The sequence below is a fragment of the Bacteriovorax stolpii genome, from assembly GCF_002872415.1.
In the GTDB taxonomy this organism is placed as follows: domain Bacteria; phylum Bdellovibrionota; class Bacteriovoracia; order Bacteriovoracales; family Bacteriovoracaceae; genus Bacteriovorax; species Bacteriovorax stolpii.
Window position 1 is genome coordinate 1,124,481 of the sequence record NZ_CP025704.1, and the last position, 18,205, is coordinate 1,142,685.

Annotated in this window: 21 protein-coding genes; 10 read left to right on the forward strand and 11 right to left on the reverse strand. The window is 41.5% G+C overall.

Translation table 11 applies throughout. The annotated features are described in order from the left end of the window. The first annotated feature begins 1 nt into the window (after position 1). The 4 genes from msrA to C0V70_RS05540 are packed head-to-tail and all read left to right on the forward strand — an operon-like array spanning position 2 to position 3,744. A complete protein-coding gene (gene msrA / locus C0V70_RS05525) occupies positions 2–490 on the forward strand; it encodes a peptide-methionine (S)-S-oxide reductase MsrA (RefSeq protein WP_102242876.1) in 489 nt (162 codons plus the stop codon). 5 nt (positions 491–495) lie between these two features. Continuing rightward, positions 496–1,887, forward strand: a complete 1,392-nt coding sequence (locus C0V70_RS05530; protein ID WP_102242877.1) for an aldehyde dehydrogenase family protein — start codon at positions 496–498, stop codon at positions 1,885–1,887. 13 nt (positions 1,888–1,900) lie between these two features. Continuing rightward, on the forward strand, positions 1,901–3,265 hold the full coding sequence (locus tag C0V70_RS05535) for a DNA recombination protein RmuC (protein WP_243733588.1): 1,365 nt from the start codon (positions 1,901–1,903) through the stop codon (positions 3,263–3,265). 2 nt (positions 3,266–3,267) lie between these two features. Continuing rightward, positions 3,268–3,744, forward strand: a complete 477-nt coding sequence (locus tag C0V70_RS05540; protein ID WP_102242878.1) for an Mpo1 family 2-hydroxy fatty acid dioxygenase — start codon at positions 3,268–3,270, stop codon at positions 3,742–3,744. On the opposite strand, the gene C0V70_RS05545 is transcribed toward C0V70_RS05540, so the two are convergent. The 5 genes from C0V70_RS05545 to C0V70_RS05565 are packed head-to-tail and all read right to left on the reverse strand — an operon-like array spanning position 3,722 to position 7,376. Further along, a complete protein-coding gene (locus C0V70_RS05545) occupies positions 3,722–4,642 on the reverse strand; it encodes a 1,4-dihydroxy-2-naphthoyl-CoA synthase (protein ID WP_102242879.1) in 921 nt (306 codons plus the stop codon). The two genes, C0V70_RS05540 and C0V70_RS05545, sit on opposite strands and share 23 nt — an antisense overlap. After that, positions 4,632–5,339 carry a hypothetical protein gene (locus C0V70_RS05550; RefSeq protein ID WP_102242880.1) on the reverse strand — a complete coding sequence of 236 codons (708 nt, stop codon included), beginning with the start codon at positions 5,337–5,339 and terminating at the stop codon, positions 4,632–4,634. Before C0V70_RS05550 ends, C0V70_RS05545 begins: the two co-directional genes overlap by 11 nt. After that, a complete protein-coding gene (locus tag C0V70_RS05555) occupies positions 5,339–5,863 on the reverse strand; it encodes a DUF2878 domain-containing protein (protein ID WP_102242881.1) in 525 nt (174 codons plus the stop codon). The genes C0V70_RS05550 and C0V70_RS05555 overlap by 1 nt, the downstream gene beginning before the upstream one ends. Positions 5,864–5,883: 20 nt before the next feature. Beyond that, a complete protein-coding gene (locus C0V70_RS05560) occupies positions 5,884–6,468 on the reverse strand; it encodes a flavodoxin family protein (protein WP_102242882.1) in 585 nt (194 codons plus the stop codon). Next, complete coding sequence (locus C0V70_RS05565) at positions 6,465–7,376, reverse strand: hypothetical protein (protein WP_102242883.1); 912 nt, start codon at positions 7,374–7,376, stop codon at positions 6,465–6,467. The genes C0V70_RS05560 and C0V70_RS05565 overlap by 4 nt, the downstream gene beginning before the upstream one ends. A gap of 83 nt (positions 7,377–7,459) precedes the next feature. Between C0V70_RS05565 and C0V70_RS05570 the strand changes: the two genes are divergently transcribed. Continuing rightward, positions 7,460–8,107, forward strand: a complete 648-nt coding sequence (locus C0V70_RS05570) for a hypothetical protein (RefSeq protein ID WP_133566725.1) — start codon at positions 7,460–7,462, stop codon at positions 8,105–8,107. Then, the gene (locus C0V70_RS05575; RefSeq protein ID WP_102242885.1) at positions 8,108–9,406 is read left to right on the forward strand and encodes a peptidase MATCAP family protein; all 1,299 of its coding nucleotides are present in this window, start codon (positions 8,108–8,110) and stop codon (positions 9,404–9,406) included. Here C0V70_RS05575 and C0V70_RS05580 read toward each other — a convergent pair. After that, entirely contained in the window at positions 9,403–9,993 is a 591-nt protein-coding gene (locus C0V70_RS05580; RefSeq protein WP_102242886.1) for a glutathione S-transferase family protein, read from the reverse strand. The two genes, C0V70_RS05575 and C0V70_RS05580, sit on opposite strands and share 4 nt — an antisense overlap. A 70-nt stretch (positions 9,994–10,063) precedes the next feature. On the opposite strand from C0V70_RS05580, the gene rlmD reads away from it, so the two are divergent. Further along, positions 10,064–11,203: a 23S rRNA (uracil(1939)-C(5))-methyltransferase RlmD gene (gene rlmD, locus C0V70_RS05585; protein WP_102242887.1), complete on the forward strand. Its 1,140-nt coding sequence runs from the start codon at positions 10,064–10,066 to the stop codon at positions 11,201–11,203. Here the strand turns inward: rlmD and C0V70_RS05590 are convergent. Continuing rightward, positions 11,181–11,558, reverse strand: coding sequence for a response regulator (locus C0V70_RS05590; protein WP_102242888.1), 378 nt, complete (start codon positions 11,556–11,558; stop codon positions 11,181–11,183). The two genes, rlmD and C0V70_RS05590, sit on opposite strands and share 23 nt — an antisense overlap. A gap of 90 nt (positions 11,559–11,648) precedes the next feature. Here C0V70_RS05590 and pdxH point away from each other — a divergent pair, with 90 nt between their 5' ends. Beyond that, positions 11,649–12,251: a pyridoxamine 5'-phosphate oxidase gene (gene pdxH / locus C0V70_RS05595; protein WP_102242889.1), complete on the forward strand. Its 603-nt coding sequence runs from the start codon at positions 11,649–11,651 to the stop codon at positions 12,249–12,251. 10 nt (positions 12,252–12,261) lie between these two features. Continuing rightward, positions 12,262–12,675, forward strand: coding sequence for an HIT domain-containing protein (locus C0V70_RS05600; protein ID WP_102242890.1), 414 nt, complete (start codon positions 12,262–12,264; stop codon positions 12,673–12,675). Between the two features lie 12 nt (positions 12,676–12,687). Here the strand turns inward: C0V70_RS05600 and C0V70_RS05605 are convergent, their stop codons facing one another. The 4 genes from C0V70_RS05605 to C0V70_RS05620 form a co-directional block, all read right to left on the reverse strand. Next, positions 12,688–13,245, reverse strand: coding sequence for a hypothetical protein (locus tag C0V70_RS05605; protein ID WP_102242891.1), 558 nt, complete (start codon positions 13,243–13,245; stop codon positions 12,688–12,690). Beyond that, positions 13,229–13,978, reverse strand: coding sequence for a hypothetical protein (locus C0V70_RS05610; protein ID WP_102242892.1), 750 nt, complete (start codon positions 13,976–13,978; stop codon positions 13,229–13,231). Before C0V70_RS05610 ends, C0V70_RS05605 begins: the two co-directional genes overlap by 17 nt. 259 nt (positions 13,979–14,237) lie before the next feature. Further along, on the reverse strand, positions 14,238–14,825 hold the full coding sequence (locus tag C0V70_RS05615; protein WP_102242893.1) for a hypothetical protein: 588 nt from the start codon (positions 14,823–14,825) through the stop codon (positions 14,238–14,240). 129 nt (positions 14,826–14,954) lie between these two features. Further along, a complete protein-coding gene (locus C0V70_RS05620; protein ID WP_102242894.1) occupies positions 14,955–15,869 on the reverse strand; it encodes a hypothetical protein in 915 nt (304 codons plus the stop codon). 178 nt (positions 15,870–16,047) lie between these two features. On the opposite strand from C0V70_RS05620, the gene C0V70_RS05625 reads away from it, so the two are divergent. Then, a complete protein-coding gene (locus tag C0V70_RS05625) occupies positions 16,048–18,189 on the forward strand; it encodes an AarF/UbiB family protein (protein ID WP_102242895.1) in 2,142 nt (713 codons plus the stop codon). Positions 18,190–18,205 lie beyond the last annotated feature (16 nt).

Here is an 18,205-nt window from a genome sequence, read left to right on the forward strand (position 1 = left end):
TATGGCAAATGAAAAAGCACTTTTAGGGGCCGGATGTTTTTGGGGTGTGGAGCATATTTTCCGCACGATTCCTGGCATTGTTTCAACTGAAGTGGGCTACGCAGGTGGCACGACTAAAAATCCAACGTATCAGGAAGTCTGTACGGGCGCGACTGATCACGCAGAAGTTGTCCTTGTTGAATTTGACCCATCAGTGATTTCTTACGAAGGTGTGCTCGATGTCTTTTTCAGACTACACGACCCGACGACACTAAATCGCCAGCACAATGATATCGGGACTCAGTATCGTTCGGTGATTTTCACTTATTCAGAAGAGCAACAACAAAAAGCGAAAGATTATGTGGCGAAGGTTGATGCTTCTCACGTTTTTAAGAATCCAGTGGTCACACAAGTGATGGCCGCTCCGGAATTTTTTACGGCAGAGGCTTACCATCAAGACTATTTGATTAAAAATCCTTCGGGATACATGTGCCACATTCTAAGACCGTAGGTGAGATGGAAAATTTAAACGCTCTTTTTAAACTTCAAAGTGATAACCGCTGGGCCATGGCCCAAACGAGTGCCTCTCAAAGAAAAGATCTTCTTAAAAAACTTAAGGCTTCAGTTGAGGCCAGAAGAGAAGAAATTAAGGCCGCTCTGTATGCGGACTTTAAAAAACCATATCCAGAAAGTGAGTTGACAGAAATTCACACGGTGATTGATGAAATCAATTTTGCCGTAAGAAAACTTTCTTGTTGGATGAAACCAAAACGTGTAGGAACTCCCATCGCTCTGTTTGGTTCAAAGTCTTATATTCAATATGAAGCAAAGGGAGTGGTGCTGGTTTTGGCACCATGGAATTATCCTTTTGCTCTTTTGATCAATCCACTAGTCGCTGCTATCGCTGCTGGAAACTGCGTGATTGCCAGACCCTCGGAAAAAACTCCGGCGACAGGATTGATCCTTAAAAAAATTATTGATGAAGTTTTTCCTGAGAATATTGCCCGCGTGGTGATTGGAGAAATTGACCTGGCCGAAAAACTCCTGGAGCTTCCTTTTGACCATATCTTCTTTACGGGAAGCACACAGGTTGGAAAGAAGATCATGCTGGCTGCGGCCAGGAATTTAACTCCTGTGACTTTGGAGTTGGGTGGAAAGTCTCCTGTGATCATCGACCGCGACGTGGATTTAAAAGACTGCGCGGAAAAATTGTTCTGGGGAAAATTTATGAATGGGGGACAGACCTGTGTGGCCCCGGATTATGTTTACGTCCCGGAAGAGTTAAAAGAAAAATTTATCGACCTTTTTAAAGAGCAAATCGAAAAACGTTTTGGAGAGACTTCTCTTGATCGTTTAAAGACTGAAGACTTTGCCCGCATTATTGACGTGAAAGCTTATGAACGTCTGGCACTGAAGATTCAGGATGAAAAGAAGCTCTTAACTGACCAGCCACTAAAAGATGAACGTTATATTCCGCCAACACTGTTGACGGACGTAAACCTTAATAGCCCGATTATGGAAGATGAAATCTTTGGGCCGATTATGCCGCTTTTAACCTACAAGAATGTTGAGACGGTGATTGAGTACATTCAAAAGAACCCTAAGCCACTGGCGCTTTATGTATTCTCAAAAAATAAAAAGATGATTAAGAAGGTTTTAAACAGCACGACTTCTGGTGGTGCTGCCATTAACCATGTGGTTCTTCACCTGGCCAATCCTCATCTGCCTTTTGGCGGAGTCGGGCATTCGGGGCTCGGAAGTTATCATGGTGTATTTGGCTTTAAGACTTTTTCTCACGAAAGAGCAGTCCTTCACCAGGGACGATTCACTCTTTCAAATTTATACTTTCCCCCTTATTCAAGTTCATTGAGTAAGCTTGCTTTTAAACTTCTACGCTTTTTAGAGTAGAACCGGAGACCTCATGCAAATTGTCCTTGTTGTATTATTAGTTGCTGTTTTATTGGGTGTGGCCCTTATTTTCTTGAAAGTTAAAAACCAGGACTTCAGTTTCTTGCGAGATGAGCTAAAGCCTTTATCAGATAAATTAGTTCAGCTAGAAACTAATATGCTGGCCCGTTTTGAAAACCAAAAAGAAGTCACCAGGCTTCAGGTTTCAGAAATTATCGAAGAGAAATTTAAAAAGATTGCAGCTGAACAAAATAAAACGTCTCAGGAAATTATTGAGAAGTTCGGTAACTTTCAGCACGTCCTGACTCAACAGCTTGTCGCGGTTAATGAAAAAATGACTGGTGAACAGGTCATAATGAAAGAGAAGATGACTCAAGACCTGGTGATGATGAAAGAGCGCATGACCCAGGACCTGGTGGGGATGCGTGAAAAGATGACTCAGGAACTTGTGGCCATGAGAGAAAGAATGGCCCTTGAGTTAACCAGCACTAATGAGAAGCTTACAAAAAGCATGCAGGATAAACTTAATGAGATTTCTGACCGTGTTCGCGAGAATTTGGATCAGGGCTTTAAGAAAACCAACGAAACATTTACCAGTGTTATTGAACGATTGGCAAAAATTGATGAGGCCCAAAAAAAGATCGAGTCTCTTTCAACCAATGTCGTGTCTTTGCAAGATGTTTTAACGGATAAAAAGAGCCGCGGTATTTTCGGGGAAGTTCAGCTTCACCAAATTTTAAGTTCTGTTTTTGGTGAGAAAAACGACAACGTCTATAAACTTCAGTTCTCACTTTCAACGGGGGTTATCTGTGACTCCATTATCTTCATGCCGGGGACAATGGGGAACATTGTTGTCGACTCTAAATTCCCGCTGGAGAACTACCGCAAAATGATTGATTTGAATTTTACGGAGATCGAAAGAAAAGAGTTTACAAAAGAATTTAAAGCGAACGTTAAAAAACACATTAATGATATTTCTGAAAAATATATTATCCCGGGCGAGACTACTGACCAGGCCATTTTGTTTCTTCCAGCAGAAGCTATCTTTGCTGAAATCAATGCTTATCACCACGACATCATCTCTCACGCTCAAGGTAAACGCGTTTGGCTGGTGAGCCCGACAACATTTATGGCGACATTGACAACAATCCAGGTCGTGATCCAGAATGTGGAGAGAAGCAAGTACACCAACATCATTCACCAGGAATTAAATAAACTAGGTGAGGAGTTTGGCCGCTACAAAATCCGTTGGGATAAACTTGCTCAGCATATTGATAACGTCAGCAAAGATGTTAAAGACATCCATACGACGACAGAAAAAATCACTAACAGGTTTGGACAGATTTCAAATGTTCAGATTGATACCCTGATTGAGTAATTATGAGAAACCTTGAAAGCTACATTAACGAGTACTCTGAGTCACACCAGAACCCGAGCAACATTATGATCCATAAGGTCTGTGTGCCGGCGATTATGTTTAGCTTACTTGGGATTCTAAAAGCGATTCCAGTGCCTGCTAGCTGGCCTTTATGGCTTGATTGCAGCACGGTCTTTATCATTCTTTCTTTTATTTATTACGCTACTTTTAGAAACATCAGAGTGATAGCAGCTATTTTAGTTTTAGTGATCCCAATGATGATCATTCTCGAACTCATGAGACCGCGTTTTCTTTTGATTAGTCTAGGGATTTTTATTGTGGCATGGATCGGGCAGTTTATTGGTCACAAGATTGAAGGGAAGAAACCAAGCTTTTTTAAAGACTTATTTTTTCTTTTAATAGGCCCGATCTGGACCATGAATACACTCTTGGGCCAGATCGGAATTGATCTTAAAATTAATAGTGCCAAGGATACTTAGTAAAATCCTTAGGTCTCTTTTCAACAAACGAGTTGCGTCCTTCAAGCGCTTCTTCTGTCCCGTAAGCTAAACGAGTCGCTTCACCGGCAAAAAGCTGTTGACCAACTAAACCGTCATCAATCATGTTGAAGCCGAACTTTAACATTCTCATTGCTGTTGGCGACTTAGAGTTCATTTCGCGTGCCCATTCAAGAGCGACTTTTTCTAGTTCATCGTGGGCGATAACAGCGTTAACCATTCCCATCTCAAAAGCTTCCTGAGCGGTATAGTTTCTTCCCAGGAAGAAGATTTCGCGTGCACGTTTTTGTCCCACCATACGGGCAAGGTAAGCTGATCCGTAACCAGAGTCGAAGCTTGCGACATCCGGGTCAGTTTGTTTAAAGATCGCATGCTCTTTTGAAGCAAGAGTCAGGTCACACACAACGTGAAGGCTGTGTCCTCCGCCTACGGCCCATCCTGGAACAACAGCAACAACCACTTTAGGCATAAAGCGGATTAAACGCTGAACTTCAAGAATGTGCAGACGTCCCAAACGTGCCAGGTCAACTTTGTTGTTTCCTGTGCCGTTGTGGTCTTGTCCTTCATATTTGTATCCATCTTTTCCACGGATGCGTTGGTCTCCACCTGAACAGAAGGCCCACCCGGCATCTTTTGGTGAAGGGCCGTTTCCAGTTAAGAGAACAACTCCAACATCAGCAGAGATGCGAGCGTGCTCAAGGGCCGTGTAAAGTTCATCAACAGTCTGCGGGCGAAAAGCGTTTCTTACCTCCGGACGGTTGATCGCAATTCTCACTGTGCCCTGGTCTTTAGCACGGTGGTAAGTGATGTCTTTAAAATTGAAGCCTGGGATTTCATTCCATAGGTTCGGGTCGAAAATGTCAGATACTTTATTTGTCATTGGTTGCTCCATGGTAACTCATTTTGATAGTTAGATTTTGTGAATTGTGTTCATCTGATTCGATGTCAGTGAGACCGCTATATTGGACTAAGGTGTGGTCGCTGTCTTTGTAATCCATCATGATTTCTCGAAGGATGGCGCGCAGGACCCAGCTTGAAACAGTGAAGGCAAAACGGCTATGTCCTTCAATGATCCCTTTTTCTTTTTCAAAGTTAAAAGTGAAGGCTTCCGTTTTTTCCGGAATCAAAAGTTTGACGCTGGCCTCTTTTGTATCGTAGTGCTTGATAATAAAGTTGTGCAGCCCCAGTGCTGAAACCATTGTCGACTCATATTTAAAACTTTTAGCGTTGATACTGCCAGTTTTAGTGTTTGTCGTTTTGATCATGATGTTTTGCTTGTGAATATCAAAATGAACTTCTGTTTTTTCATTAAAACGATGATCAATAAGAACGGTCTCCGGAACATAGAGGTCTTTAGAGAAGTCGGCCTTTAATTCGGCAATGAGTTTTCCGTCGGTTTGTGTGTATTTAATCAGCACTTCATTCCATTCACCCAGAGGTGATCTTCTGACTTGTTGAGTTTCGATAAAGATCAGCTTTTTATCCTTATCAAAGGCTTCACCTTTAATGGTGATCTCATCTGCCAAAAGGGCAGTGCTCACCAAAAGTAGAATGAGGATGAAGAGAGTTTTAATCATTAATATCCCTTAACCTTTTTAGAAATAAAAAAGCAAAGAGGGAAGAAAACCAACCAGCAGGCCCCGTGAATCATGTAATACGTTCCAAAAGGCTGATACAGGCTTAGAAGCATGAATTTAGCACCAGTGATATAACTTACAGGAGCAAAAAAACCTCCGACAATAATCTGGGCCGGGATTTTATTTCTGATTAAAATAAAAGTGTAAGAAATCGTTGTGGCAAACAGAAACCAAATTCCTAAAAGCCATGCAGGGGGAAGTGTTCCGAGAAGTGGGTTGTTGAAAGTTAGGATACCAGTTTTAAAAAGAACTGTATCCAGAATGATCCCAACGACAGCAATCAGTGTCACTTCGATAGCATCTTTTTTCTTGTTGATTGAAACGCGAAAGAAATGGATGGCCATAACCAGAGCGAAAACACCCCACCCAATAACCGGTTGTCCTTTCCAGTTAGAGATAAGCATGGCCCACCAAGCGACGTAGAAAGCAAAAAAGTTAATGAACACAGATTTTTTTGTCAGCATTTTTTTTCCAGGGTTATGGGCTATTTGATCCAAATTCTTTTTGGGTCTTTGTGATCGACCGGCCAGGTTTTATAATCAGTTTGTTGATTTAAGCTTACAAGCAAGTTGTGGACGATGATTTCTGTGTCTTCGAGACTCCAGAAATCTTCAGCAAATGTTGATTCTGTCGTTAGCGCCAGTTGCTGGGCAAGGGAGTAAACCATTCCACTCATTGGTGGGATAAGAAGCCCCTGCGTGTTTAAGACTCCTTGGAGCCTTGATAAAACACCTTTTCCACCCACAGCATGCATTGTGATCAAAACAGCTGCAGACTTTCCAACGAAGACATCAGAGGCTTCAAACTCCGTTGTCGCTTCTAAAAAGTACTGCATTGGGCTTCCCCAACTGTCCCAGTAAGTTCCGCTGGTGAAGATAAAACCGTGGGCCTCTTGAAGTTTTTCTTTTAACTCAGGAAGTGAGATTTTTTTATCCATGAAATCGTTGAGTTCAACAACGTCACATGAAGTGCTTCTGTTTTTTAAGTGTTTTTTTAATTCAGTAATTAAATGTTCAGTGTTGCCGGATTTCCCTGTGAGACTTCCGTTTAAGATAAGAATCTTTTTCATGCAAAAATCTCCTGAGAGTTTTCAAAGAAAAGTCTCAAATGGGTTTCATCTTCTTCCTGGAAATCTGGTGTGTTGAGTTTGTGGGCCGCAGTCTTTGCCTCAAGAGGCATCTGCCACCATTCCAGAAGTTCAGGGAATACTTTCGTCTCGAGCTTTTCATCTGTTCTGGTAAAGGCGGATTTAAAGCACTTAAAAAGATGAATCACGTAAGCATTCATATCTGAAACCACGTAGTCGAATTCAGATTTAAATTGTGAATCTTCTTTTAGCGATTTTTTTAAAAGCGGCTGATCGTAGACTTTATCCACGAGTGAATAAAAACCTAACTGTCCCTTTAAGCTGTATTCACTGTTAAAGAAATGGTCTGCATGGTGAAGATCATGAAGCACGAAGCTTAAAGGATCGCGCGAAGAGAGAACCAGTTGGTCAATCTCTTCGTGTTTTACAGTGAGAGTAATGCATCTGGTGTTTTTTACCTGCATGCGAAGAAGCTCCCGAGGACTTGGAATATGAGTGAGCACTTCAATCTTCCATGTGCCCTGGGCCCAGTTAACCATTGTGCGGTTGACGGCTAAAGGGATCCCTTTAAGGTTGAAGTATTGAAAAAGTTCGACGGCACTGATGCCTTCGAGTTTTTGTTTTTCCCATTGGGTTAACTGAAAACTCTCTGGAATAAGATCGAGCAGTTTTTTTCCGAAACCAGAGGGCGTGAATTTTTCTTTTTTTTGTAGCCAGTTTTTTTGGTGGCGGACTCTTAGGAACAATAAAATATAGAGTGTACAAAGTTCAAAGGGTGAGAGTTCGCGCTCAAGGAGAGCATCAATATTTTTAATCAGGGTGTGCCTGTGCGGGGCCAAAAAGCTTTCGGCCATCAGGACTTTTTTGTAGGAACCCTGGCGGTTTTTCATTGTTTAACCATTGGAAATTAATAGAGAAATTAAACCTTATTAAGTCGCTCAAGTTTAGCCTTAAAGACGCCGATAAGTCCACTATGAAAAGCCTAAATACCATTACTTTTCTTTCACTTTTATCGTTGGGATTCCTTGGCGTTAGTCGCTCTTACGCAGAGGAAAATGCCCAGGAGGCCGGTCATGAGATGATTAAAAATCTCCATGATGTCACTACCATTAACCAGGAAGTCAAAGCGGCCGGAACTCTTCCAGCTAAATGCCCGGGGTGCGCCGAGAAAGAACCCGATTTAAAAGTGACGCTCGATAAAAAGAGTGTTGATTTAGGAAGACCATACTACCGCCGCGATAATGAGCCTTATGTGGTTTTTATCAAACGCACGAGTGAAACACCGGCCAAGGTCGATCTGCCATTTAAAAACAACTACAGAACGTGTGCAAAAACTTATTTTGGTTCTAACCCGTACAACGGCTCAATCATTATCGATTGTTTAATGTACATGACTCAATACGTGGATGAAGAAATCTCACTCAATTTAAAAAATCTTCCCAAACTCAAAGCGGGCGAAGAGGATTTGATTGAAGTGAAGTTTTATAAGAGGGATATCAACTCAGATAAATACCGAATTGAAGTCAAACACTTTGGTGAGCCTTCATTAAAAGAAGAAATCGATAAAAAGTTCTGGGGAGACGGCTACAATGTCGGCTTCAAAGAAGCAGAAAAGAAATAGATGAAGGACCAGAAGTACAAGAATATTATCCTGGAGCTTTCTCTCATTTTAAATGAGCTGCAAAAACCTATTCAAATTCTCGATTCAGTTAAATGGTCAGAAGGTATTGAAGACTTTCTGGTTAAAAATAAATTCAAAGAACTTCCCGAGATTTCCTACGACAATCGCCCATTAAAGTATGATCCGGTTAAAAAACTCCAGGAGTTTAAAGAGCTGCGTTTGAAAATCCAGCGAGAGCTTGGAGCTCGTGATCCATTGGGATTGATCATGACGAGAAACTGCATTCAGTATGAAGATGTTATCCGCATGCTGATGGCCAGAGGAAAGAGCGACTTTTACGATTATTCAAAAAAGCTTTACGGCAGTGCTAACGAAGTTATGGGAGACGGCAAAACGAAACTCAGCGACCTGGCCCATGTGATGAGTGGACTTTTAAATTCACTTGATGAAAACATGCTAGGGGAGAGCTTAGAGCGCACGCTCTCTTCAGAACAAGTGGTCGGTGAGCTTAAAATCCGTTTAGGTGAATATTTTAAAGACGAACGCATAAAGGTTAAACTCTCCGACGGGATCATCTCTGATGCATCGGCCGGGTCTGACTATATCAAAATTAAAAGTGATCTCAGGTTTTCGAAAAAGGACCTGGATATTTTTGAAGTTCATGAAGGATGGGTTCATTTAGGGACAACTCTCAATGGACAAAACCAGCCTTACGCTAAATGGCTTGCTAAGGGACCGCCGTGCTCGACAGCGACACAAGAAGGTCTTGCGGTCACTATGGAGCTCTTTAACTTTGCCATGTTCCCCAGAAGGGCCAAGAGACTAAACGATCGCCTTGTGGCCTGTCAGATGGCCGAAGATGGAGCGGATCTTTTAGAAGTCATCAGGTTCTTTAAAGATAAAGGACAGGAAGATTACCAGGCCGTTAAAAACGCCGGCCGTATTTTCCGAGGAGCACCTCTTACTGGCGGATCTCCTTTCACTAAAGACATCTCTTACTTAAAAGGCTTCGTCATGATTTACAATTTCATGCGTATGTCGATTAAAGAGGGACGAGCGGATTTAATTCCATTTTTATTTGCCGGCAAAGTGACGTTGGATGAGCTACCGGTCTTAAAAGATTATCACGACGAGGGTGTGATCACCCTGCCAAAATACCTTCCACCACAAATCAAAGACATGAACGGTCTGGCGATCTGGATGGCCTTTTCTAATTTCTTAAACCGCATGAAGCTGGAAGACATGTTCCAGGAGAAAAAGAATTTAGAAGTGACCAATCCATTTAGAAAGGTGGCTTAAGCTTTCGGGATATCTGTTTCAGCGACCCCTGGACAATTTTTAAATCTCTCCATGAAGTTTACTAAGTCAGGGTGCTTTTTAATGTCATACATTTCTCTAAACTCCAGCCAGTAAAGTAGAGAGTAGAGACTCATCGTCAGGAAGTTCCAGTCTTTTGCCGGCTCCTGAGTTTTTGCCCATGGAGTAATCAGGTTTAAAAGGGAAGGCAGGCGCTCTTTTTGGCGCTCGATAAAATAGTGGTTGCCAGCGTCGATATCGATGCCGCCTTTTCTTAGAGAAAAAAGATTTACAGCGCTGGCCAGAGTCGTATCAATGGCCGAAAGAATGTTCTCTTCTTCAATTGTAAGAGGCTTAAGACCTTTCTTTTTTGTAATGTAATTAAACATCACGCGCGAGTCATAAATCGGTTGGTCTCCATCCAGCATCATCGGAAGCTGGTTGAAGGGATTGATCGCCTTTAAGTATTTATTTCCTTCTTCTTCAAAGTAATTCACAGGTCTAAATTCAACGCTCTTATCCTCCCATAGCAGCAGGCGGATTTTTCTAACGTAAGGTGAAGTGAAAGAGCCGATTAATGTAAGTGCCATAAGTCATTTTCCTTTAAAGTGTGGTATGATAAAGCTACTTTTTAACATTTAAGAAATCAATTGGATTATTATGGACTGTCGTTGGTTTAAGACCAATCATTGCCGTTCTTGTGGACTCCTGGATCTTTCCTATCAGGAGACACTGGCGCTTAAAGAAAAGAAGTTACAATCACTTTTTTCAGGCACAAAATTGGAACTAATGCCGACGGTAGGCGTCTTGGCTGCGGAAGGTTCACGAAATAAAGCAAAGTTTGCGGTCTTTGGTGAGTTAGATCATATTCAATTCGGGATCGTCGACGGTACACTTCAGTTTAGAGACTTGGAAGAGTGTCCTTTGCATATGCCAGGCATGAATGAACTTCTGCCGCATTTAAAGTTAGAGTTAAAACAATTTAAAATTCCACCTTACTCGCTGGCAGATAAAAAGGGAGAGTTGAAATACTTAATTCTTTCCAAGACCCAAGGGCACGAAGAGTTCCTTCTGCGTTTTGTCCTGCGCTCAAAAGAATCGCTGGATCGTCTAAGAAAAATGACGACGGAGCTTTTAAGAAAGTTCCCGGCGATCAAAGTGGTGACGGCCAATATTCAACCGGAGCACAAAGCAGTGCTTGAAGGTGATGAAGAGATTGTCCTAACGAGCGAGCAAAACATCACTCACGTTTTTGGTAATGTGACTTTAAGCCTTGGACCCAGAAGCTTTTTTCAAGTCTCGCCGGAAATAGCCGGCAAGCTTTATAAGGCCGCTGGAGATGTGGTGCGCGATTATAACATCCAGTCGTTTCTGGATCTTTATTGTGGCGTCGGGGCCTTCTCATTCTTTGCGGCCCAAAATGCAGAGCGTGTATTTGGGGTGGAGATTTCCAAAGAGGCGATTGAGTCGGCCAGGAGCACGGTTACTAAAAATAAAATCAAAGGTGAGATTGGTTTCGAGGCCCTTGATGTCGAAGCGTTTTTACAGACTCAAGGGGCAGCGTACGAAGCCATTTTAGTGAATCCTCCACGCAGAGGGCTCAATGAAAATATCGTCAAGAGTTTACTGAAGCTTGGCCCAAAAGTGATTATATACTCGAGCTGTAATGCGGAAACGCTGGCCCGCGATTATGACATGATGAAAGAGCATTACACGATTTCGCGCGCGCAAATTTTCGATATGTTCCCCTATACGGAACACTTTGAAACGCTAGTGGTTATGAATTATAAAGGCGCTTGATTTCAGTGATAAGCAGCTTTTCATTGAAAGGCTTATTAAAGAAACGATTGTTGGAATTTGTCTTATAAAAATCAGCGAATTCCGGATAGTCTTCTAGGTCTCCACCTGAGAAAAGAAAGAAAGGAATGTTCTGACGGATAGAGTTGAAGCGATATAACTCTCCACCTGAAGCGCGTGGCATTTTATAATCTGAGATGACTAATTGAAAATCGCTGTCCTGATTCAGGATGTCCATTGCCTCATGTCCATTCGATGCAGTTGTGATCTCGCAGTCTACTTCACTAGAGATCAGCATCTCGAATAAATCGAGTAGCATTTCTTCATCTTCAACAATCAGGATTTTAAATCTTTTCATATTATTTTCTTTTTTTAATCTATCGGAATAAAGTAGAGTAAAGAGAAGACTACCAAGATTAATTTAAACTTAAGAAAGTTTAGGAATTATATGGATAACCTAATCAACTATTATCTAAACAAAGATCCATTAGAATCATTTTCCAGTTGGTACAATGATGCCAAGAAAGTAGAACAAAATCCAGAGGCAATGACTCTCTCGACGGTTGATACTTTTCACGGCCGCCCAGATTCAAGAACTGTTTTGTTTAAAGGTCTTTCAGAGGGAAAACTGACCTTCTATACGAACTACAAAAGCACAAAGGGGCGCGAGCTAGAGGCCAACAATGAAGCTTGTTTATTGTTCTACTGGCACGTTTCGAAGCGTCAGGTTCGTATTCAAGGAACCGTCAAGAAAATGGATGAGGCCAGTTCCCGCCGTTATTTTCAGTCCCGCGACAGGCAAAGTCAGCTGGCCTCTTATATCTCTGAGCAGAGTGCTCCGATTGCCGACAAAGATGCCCTGATGAAGAAATTGGAAGAAGCGACCAAAGCATTTGATGGAAAGGATATTCCATTACCAGCGACGTGGGGAGGCTTTTATTTTGAGCCTTATGAATTTGAATTTTTTGTCTATGGAGATTATCGTATTAACGACCGTTTCCTTTTTACAAAACAAAACAACGATTGGATGATCACTCGTTTACAGCCTTAGGAAGAGATTTATGAACGCCAACAGATTTACCGTTGACCCAGTCATTGAGCAAAACTCAGTTTTTATTGCCAATTTGGGTCTTAGTACTGTCTTTTTAAAAAACGATAAAGAGAACCCATGGTTTATCCTGGTTCCTAGAAAGACAGGTGCAATCGAGTTGGTGGATTTAAGCCACGAAGAACAAACAATGCTAATGGAAGAAATTTCGATCGTATCGGAGTTTTTAAAGTCGCACTATCAGCCGCATAAATTAAACGTTGGTTCCCTTGGCAATATTGTTCAGCAGCTGCACATCCATGTTATTGCCAGATACCCTACAGACAGAGCGTGGCCGGGACCCATTTGGGGATCACCGACCACGATTGAATTTGATGAACTTGAGCTTGAAAACTTGAAGTCGAATTTTTCTGAATACGTCGAGTAATTCTTATAATTTTTAGGCCACTTTATTATTATCTTCAGTCGTGCCGGCAATGGTTTTTTCTGCTCCACCGGCACCGATTGAATCAATATACTTGTTGATTGATTCCGGTACTTCCTGGAAAAAGTCGTCATCACGGAAATAAATCTTTTGTTTAAGCGGAGCACTCTCCATAGCGGCCTGAGTGAAATAACGTTGCAGACGGTATAGCGGCCCCGCGATCTTGTGTGAGTAGAAGAGCCCCCAGAGTCCAGCGATTCCCGAGATGCTTAGGGCCACTACTATGAAAACGTTGGTCATAAATTGTTTCTGTTCGTGAATCATTAAAAAGAAAGGATGATCAGGAGGAAGATTAAGAGCTTCCCCTCGCTGCATATAAGAGTGGAAAAAGTAATCGTTTGCCAGGTAGATCACCGACATTGAACAAATCGAGATTAAGAGCAATGAGATCATGAACTGGATCTGGAAGTCGTTGTTGATCAAGAACTTCTTTTCACGCAATAGTAAGCTGACTAGCGGGATTCTTTTTTTAGTTGTTTGCATAGTATGGTCCTGATTATTGATTGTTCCCATAGATCATTTCCTCTTTTTCATCTTGGTTGTAATTCATTTCAATTAACTTATCTTCAATCGACGGACCATCTTTAACGTCGTCGATGAAATCATCCACTTCTTTCTTTTTTGTCTTTTTGAAAGAAGCTACTGTTCGGCTGATGTCTCCTTGAGACTTGAAGGCCATGATTCTATCCATGAAAGAGTCTTCGCGGATCAACTCATTGATGTATTCAATTTCTTCCATGTTCAGACCGTTTTCAGCAAGCGATTTGATCATGTTGATTTCCGGATAAGTGTAATTTTCCTGAATCATCAGGTAGTACACGAAGCGCGGGTCCCACTTTTCAGTGTTAGTCACAGTTTCTTTGAGCTTGTTTTTCTTCTCAATGATGGCGTCCTGGATACGCTTGATGTCTTTGATGGTGCTATTGCGGTCCATATAACTTTGTTCCAGCATGGCCTGCAATTCTTTTACACCTTCTTTTGTCTCATACCCTTGTTTAGCAGTCTTGATTTCTTCGCGAGTAGAGTCGTCAATGCGAACGTTGTTCTCATTAATAACGGCTCCGATTTTGTCCAGGTCGCGCTTTCTTTTAGCAGAAAGTACACTCCCTTCAGATTTAAGATTCTCATCAAGAACTTCAGCGCTTGTCACTTGTGCCTTTTGAGAGCGATCGTTGTCTTTTAGGAAGAAGTAGACTCCCCAAAGAACCAGAAAGCTCGTAAAGGCCAGAATGGAGATTGTTCTCATAATGGTTTCTTTCTTTGATTGTTGCGATTTTGTTCTAAAGTCCAAAAACGTGCAGCTGACAAAATCCCAATGTTGATTGAACCTATTTTAGAGAAATGAGTGAGAGCATCAATAGGAGTCGGGGATACTTGGAGAAAAGTGAAGGGATACGAGGGTTTGAGGGCGATTTTAAAGAAAATTTAGAGTCTTTGAAAATTCCTAAAAAGTGGCAAAAAAAAAGGGCAGGATGACCTGCCCTTAAGATTGCGAAGCTAAAATTTTATTTTCCAACACTTGCAGGCATTCTTCCGCCAGTAACTGTTTTTTCTTCAACTTTTTGAGCAATGGCTTCATTGCCTTTAAGTTGGATAATCGCCAGCTGGTCGTTTGATTTTCTAAGCTCTAGAGCAAGCTCAGTATTAACCTTAATAAGGTTTTTCATATCATCTGCAGGTTTCATTTTTTCAAGTTGTCTTTGGTATTCCATAACTGTTCTCGTCTTAGCAACCAGCTCCTTTTTAAGGTAAGCTGTTTCTTCGCTGTAACGTTTTTCAGTTAGAGCAGTCATCTTATCAGTGTTAATTGATTTCTCAATTAAACGGTCTTTTGATTTTTTTAGCTCATCTTCAAGATATGTGATTTTTTCTTCATACAGTCTTTGTTGCTGATCAAGCAGCTTATTAAGATTGGCAATCTTCATGTCTTTTTCATTATCAGTTACTGCCACTTGCTGATTAGGGAACTTATAATCTGAAACCGGGTAAGCAGCATATGATGCTTTTCCACCTTCAGTATAAAGAACTTCCTTGGCCTGCACAGAGACTGTTGCAACTGTTAATAATGTCAGGATTAATAGATTCGCCTTCATAAGTATTTCCTTTAGTAGTTTAAGGTCTATGAAGCTTGTCGGTGAGGCAGGTAAAATACTTTAGTAAAAAGCTCGGTAAGGCCCAAATAAAAAGGCCCGGGATCACCCAGGCCTTTGATTATTCTAGAGTTATAGACTTTCTGGAGTCGCATCCCAGTGTGTAGATGGAACGCCTTTTGAGTTAATTTTAACAACTCTTGAGTAAGAGTCCAGGATCTCGGCCATTAGGGCAGACTTCTCTTGCTCTGAACACTGATCACCACAAGCTTTCAGCATTTCAGCAGTAAAGATAGCACCAACAGTATAAGGTCCGTTTAGGTTTTCATCACAAGCATAGGCCCCTTCAAGGTTGTGACCTGCTGGACATTTCGAGTGAGTGAAACCAAGGCTCACACCATTACCGTCACTGTGGCGCGCTTCATGGAAGAAAACACCAAGGCGGTAGATAGAGTTTGCTACAGCTTCTTTATTTGTCTTGTTAGGGTTAACCTGAGGCATGAAGAGACCTTCACCAATCTGGATGATTCCCACTCTTGGAGATTCAACAACAGCTTTGATTGATTTCTTTAATAGACCTCTTGAGATCTTTAGAGAGTAAACTTGTTTCTGTTGTTTACCACCCATATAGATACCAGCACCGATATTACTCATGACCGTAATACCTTTTTCTTCCTCTTCGTTGATCATGTTGTTAGCAAGACCGTATGGAAGAACGTCTTGGTTTGGAAACGTTACTCCAGATCTCTCAACAGAGATAACTTTTTTAATAAGAAGTTTTGGAAGTGTGAAAGCGTTTTCTTCGATAACGTAGTTAACTCTTTCTGATAACCAGCCTGTTGCTGAATTAGTGTCAACCTTGCGAAGTCCGATGATTTTTAGATCTTCAGCAGATGTGTCGCCTTTGAACTTAAGGTTATCCAGGACATTTAAGTCTTTTTCGATCAAGTCTCTAAGGTTAGATTTAACACCTTTTGAAACAATGATATCGCTTGCGTGAGTAAGTGCAGACGTGGCCAGAAGTGAAGCTAAGATGATTTTTTTCATGTTTTTTCCCTGAGTGTGTAAAGCTAGGTCACCATACCTTTTTGAGTAAAATTCTCAAGTAACCTGAAAACTTTACACAAACCCATGATAGTAGAAGAGGCTAGTTGTTTTTTATTTTATTTTCATGCCTTAGCTCTCTTTTTATAAGGTCTTATACTGGATAACCGATAAAACCCTTATGAATAGAAATAAGATAAATTTTATCCTCGTCACTTTAATCCTCTCAATGCTGGCTTCGTCGTGCTCGTACTGGCCTAAGACCCATATCGAGAATGAACAGAACCGTGAGATTGCGGCTTCCGAAGTCGATCAGATCATTGAGGAGCTTAAAAGTTATTATGAAAGCAATATCAGTCTGGCGAGAAAACAAGAGATTCAGACTGTACAGGAAAACCTGCTTAAGTATTTAATCGAAGCCACCTCGGCCGATGATGCTTACAAAATCAAAATCTATAAAGAAGCCTCTGAATACTTCAATAAAATCTATCCGCTGATTCTCTCTAATATGAGAAACGAAAAGCAGGGGATTAATGAGTTTAAAGAAATCAAGAAGGCTCCACTCTGGACACTTAAAGAAGAGCTTCGTTTCCTTAATAAGGAAGCTGACTCTCTTCCTGCTCCCAAAGTAAAGATTGATTTACTTCAAGGGCTCTCACTTCTTTCTCAATTCTATAAAGGTGTTGATAAACAAACCAAAGAAAAACTTGGGGCCAATTACCAGGCCGGCGTGACGAAAGTGATGGGAGAAAATTTTGATCTTCACCCAAGCTTTAATGAAATCGAAGCACTGCTTGAGAGCGATGGCACTGACGAAGAGAAGATTCTTAAGGCCATTAGTACGATTGAAAAGAAAATTAATAAACACGAATCGAGAATCAGGCACATTGGAAGTGAGATCGCCAAAAGCGGTCACGTCGATATGAACAACACTCAGCTAAGGCTTGTTGTGACGTTCATGGATTATTACTTCAATAAGATGCCAGACGACGTGATTAAAACCATTATGTCTGAACTGGTCACTGGAGGCGCGAAGCTTCCGGAAGAAGAAGTGATGAAGATTGTATTCCAAAACACTGGACCAGGGCTTGGGAAAGTTCTGCAGCAGATTGGAAAAGAAAAAGGGGTAGGAGATAAATTCTCTAAGCTCATGGGGATTTTGGAGTCTTCTGGTAAAGAAGTTCCTATTCATTTGGTGCGCGAAGTTGTTGAGACAGATAAAGGTGGATTTGAAGTTAAAGACATTATCAAAAAACCTTTAGGGACCGGGACTATCGCTCAGGTTAACCGTGCAAAGATCTGGCATGATGAAAAAGAAGTGGATGTGGCCCTGCGCTTTTTAAAACCAGGTGTTGGCAAACGCTGTAAAGAAGATATCGCAATTCTTCGCCAATTTGTTCCTGAGAACGAAGCTCTCTTTGCCAAAGAAGGTGTCGAAGATATCAAGATTATGTCGACACTTATTGATAGTGTTGAAAAATTCCTTGATGAAGAAGTGAACTTAAGTGTTGCTGTTGCCAGACAGAAAAAAGCTTTTGAAGTCTACAACCGCTCAGTGAAAGTTTCTGGCTCGCCAAAATTTAAGATGCTGGAGATGCGTGTGCCTGAGGTTTATCTTCCACCAGAAGGAAAATCAAACCTGCACATCCAGGAATTCGCCGGAGGTGGCGTAAAGTTTGCTGAATTAGATGATACGGCCACAAAAAAGATCGTCGCTGAAGAGATGGTGAGAATGTGGTTTGAAGAGGCCCTTTTTAAAAGTGGTTTCTTGAACGCCGATCTTCACCAGGGGAACTTCCGCATCGTCTTAATTGAAGAAGACAACAAGATTAAAGTTCAGCTCTATGACTTTGGTCTCTCTTCAACGCTAACAAAAGAAGACCAACGCGCTTTCTTATTAGTAGGGGCAGGAGCTTATATGAAGTCGCCAAACACCCTGGCCGACGGGCTTATGGTGTCGATGGAGTCACAAGATAAAACCTTGCGTGCGAAACTTTTAAAAGACATTGAGTCTGAAATGAAGGTGAGTCCAAATAAAAGACCAGAGGACTGGGTTGTCTGGTGTGTACAAAAAAACTACTTCGTCTCAGACAATCTGGGGGCCTTCGCCCGTGGATCACTTCTTTTAAAGCAGCTTCCTGAGAGCATGGGAGAGACAGAGATGTTCAAGGATACCATCGTTAAGACGGCGGTAAAAAACCTAGGGCATGCTGTCGCTGACCGCGATTATGAGTATCCCTTAAAGAAAATCGACATGGTTAAAATAGGGGCACGACAAATAAAAAATTATTGCATGGACATTTTTAAGTCGTTTTTTAAATAGTCGATGTTATACTTTT

Excerpts from the sequence above, each read along its gene's own strand:
- C0V70_RS05570 (WP_133566725.1), top strand. The coding sequence starts at position 7,460 with ATGAAAAGCCTAAATACCATTACTTTTCTTTCACTTTTATCGTTGGGA.
- C0V70_RS05560 (WP_102242882.1), bottom strand. The coding sequence starts at position 6,468 with ATGAAAAAGATTCTTATCTTAAACGGAAGTCTCACAGGGAAATCCGGC.
- C0V70_RS05615 (WP_102242893.1), bottom strand. The coding sequence starts at position 14,825 with ATGAAGGCGAATCTATTAATCCTGACATTATTAACAGTTGCAACAGTC.
- C0V70_RS05605 (WP_102242891.1), bottom strand. The coding sequence starts at position 13,245 with ATGGGAACAATCAATAATCAGGACCATACTATGCAAACAACTAAAAAA.
- C0V70_RS05550 (WP_102242880.1), bottom strand. The coding sequence starts at position 5,339 with ATGATTAAAACTCTCTTCATCCTCATTCTACTTTTGGTGAGCACTGCC.
- C0V70_RS05620 (WP_102242894.1), bottom strand. The coding sequence starts at position 15,869 with ATGAAAAAAATCATCTTAGCTTCACTTCTGGCCACGTCTGCACTTACT.
- C0V70_RS05580 (WP_102242886.1), bottom strand. The coding sequence starts at position 9,993 with ATGGCACTTACATTAATCGGCTCTTTCACTTCACCTTACGTTAGAAAA.
- pdxH (WP_102242889.1), top strand. The coding sequence starts at position 11,649 with ATGGATAACCTAATCAACTATTATCTAAACAAAGATCCATTAGAATCA.
- C0V70_RS05610 (WP_102242892.1), bottom strand. The coding sequence starts at position 13,978 with ATGAGAACAATCTCCATTCTGGCCTTTACGAGCTTTCTGGTTCTTTGG.
- C0V70_RS05540 (WP_102242878.1), top strand. The coding sequence starts at position 3,268 with ATGAGAAACCTTGAAAGCTACATTAACGAGTACTCTGAGTCACACCAG.
- C0V70_RS05625 (WP_102242895.1), top strand. The coding sequence starts at position 16,048 with ATGAATAGAAATAAGATAAATTTTATCCTCGTCACTTTAATCCTCTCA.
- C0V70_RS05545 (WP_102242879.1), bottom strand. The coding sequence starts at position 4,642 with ATGACAAATAAAGTATCTGACATTTTCGACCCGAACCTATGGAATGAA.
- C0V70_RS05530 (WP_102242877.1), top strand. The coding sequence starts at position 496 with ATGGAAAATTTAAACGCTCTTTTTAAACTTCAAAGTGATAACCGCTGG.
- C0V70_RS05565 (WP_102242883.1), bottom strand. The coding sequence starts at position 7,376 with ATGAAAAACCGCCAGGGTTCCTACAAAAAAGTCCTGATGGCCGAAAGC.
- C0V70_RS05555 (WP_102242881.1), bottom strand. The coding sequence starts at position 5,863 with ATGCTGACAAAAAAATCTGTGTTCATTAACTTTTTTGCTTTCTACGTC.
- rlmD (WP_102242887.1), top strand. The coding sequence starts at position 10,064 with ATGGACTGTCGTTGGTTTAAGACCAATCATTGCCGTTCTTGTGGACTC.
- C0V70_RS05535 (WP_243733588.1), top strand. The coding sequence starts at position 1,901 with ATGCAAATTGTCCTTGTTGTATTATTAGTTGCTGTTTTATTGGGTGTG.
- C0V70_RS05590 (WP_102242888.1), bottom strand. The coding sequence starts at position 11,558 with ATGAAAAGATTTAAAATCCTGATTGTTGAAGATGAAGAAATGCTACTC.
- msrA (WP_102242876.1), top strand. The coding sequence starts at position 2 with ATGGCAAATGAAAAAGCACTTTTAGGGGCCGGATGTTTTTGGGGTGTG.
- C0V70_RS05600 (WP_102242890.1), top strand. The coding sequence starts at position 12,262 with ATGAACGCCAACAGATTTACCGTTGACCCAGTCATTGAGCAAAACTCA.
- C0V70_RS05575 (WP_102242885.1), top strand. The coding sequence starts at position 8,108 with ATGAAGGACCAGAAGTACAAGAATATTATCCTGGAGCTTTCTCTCATT.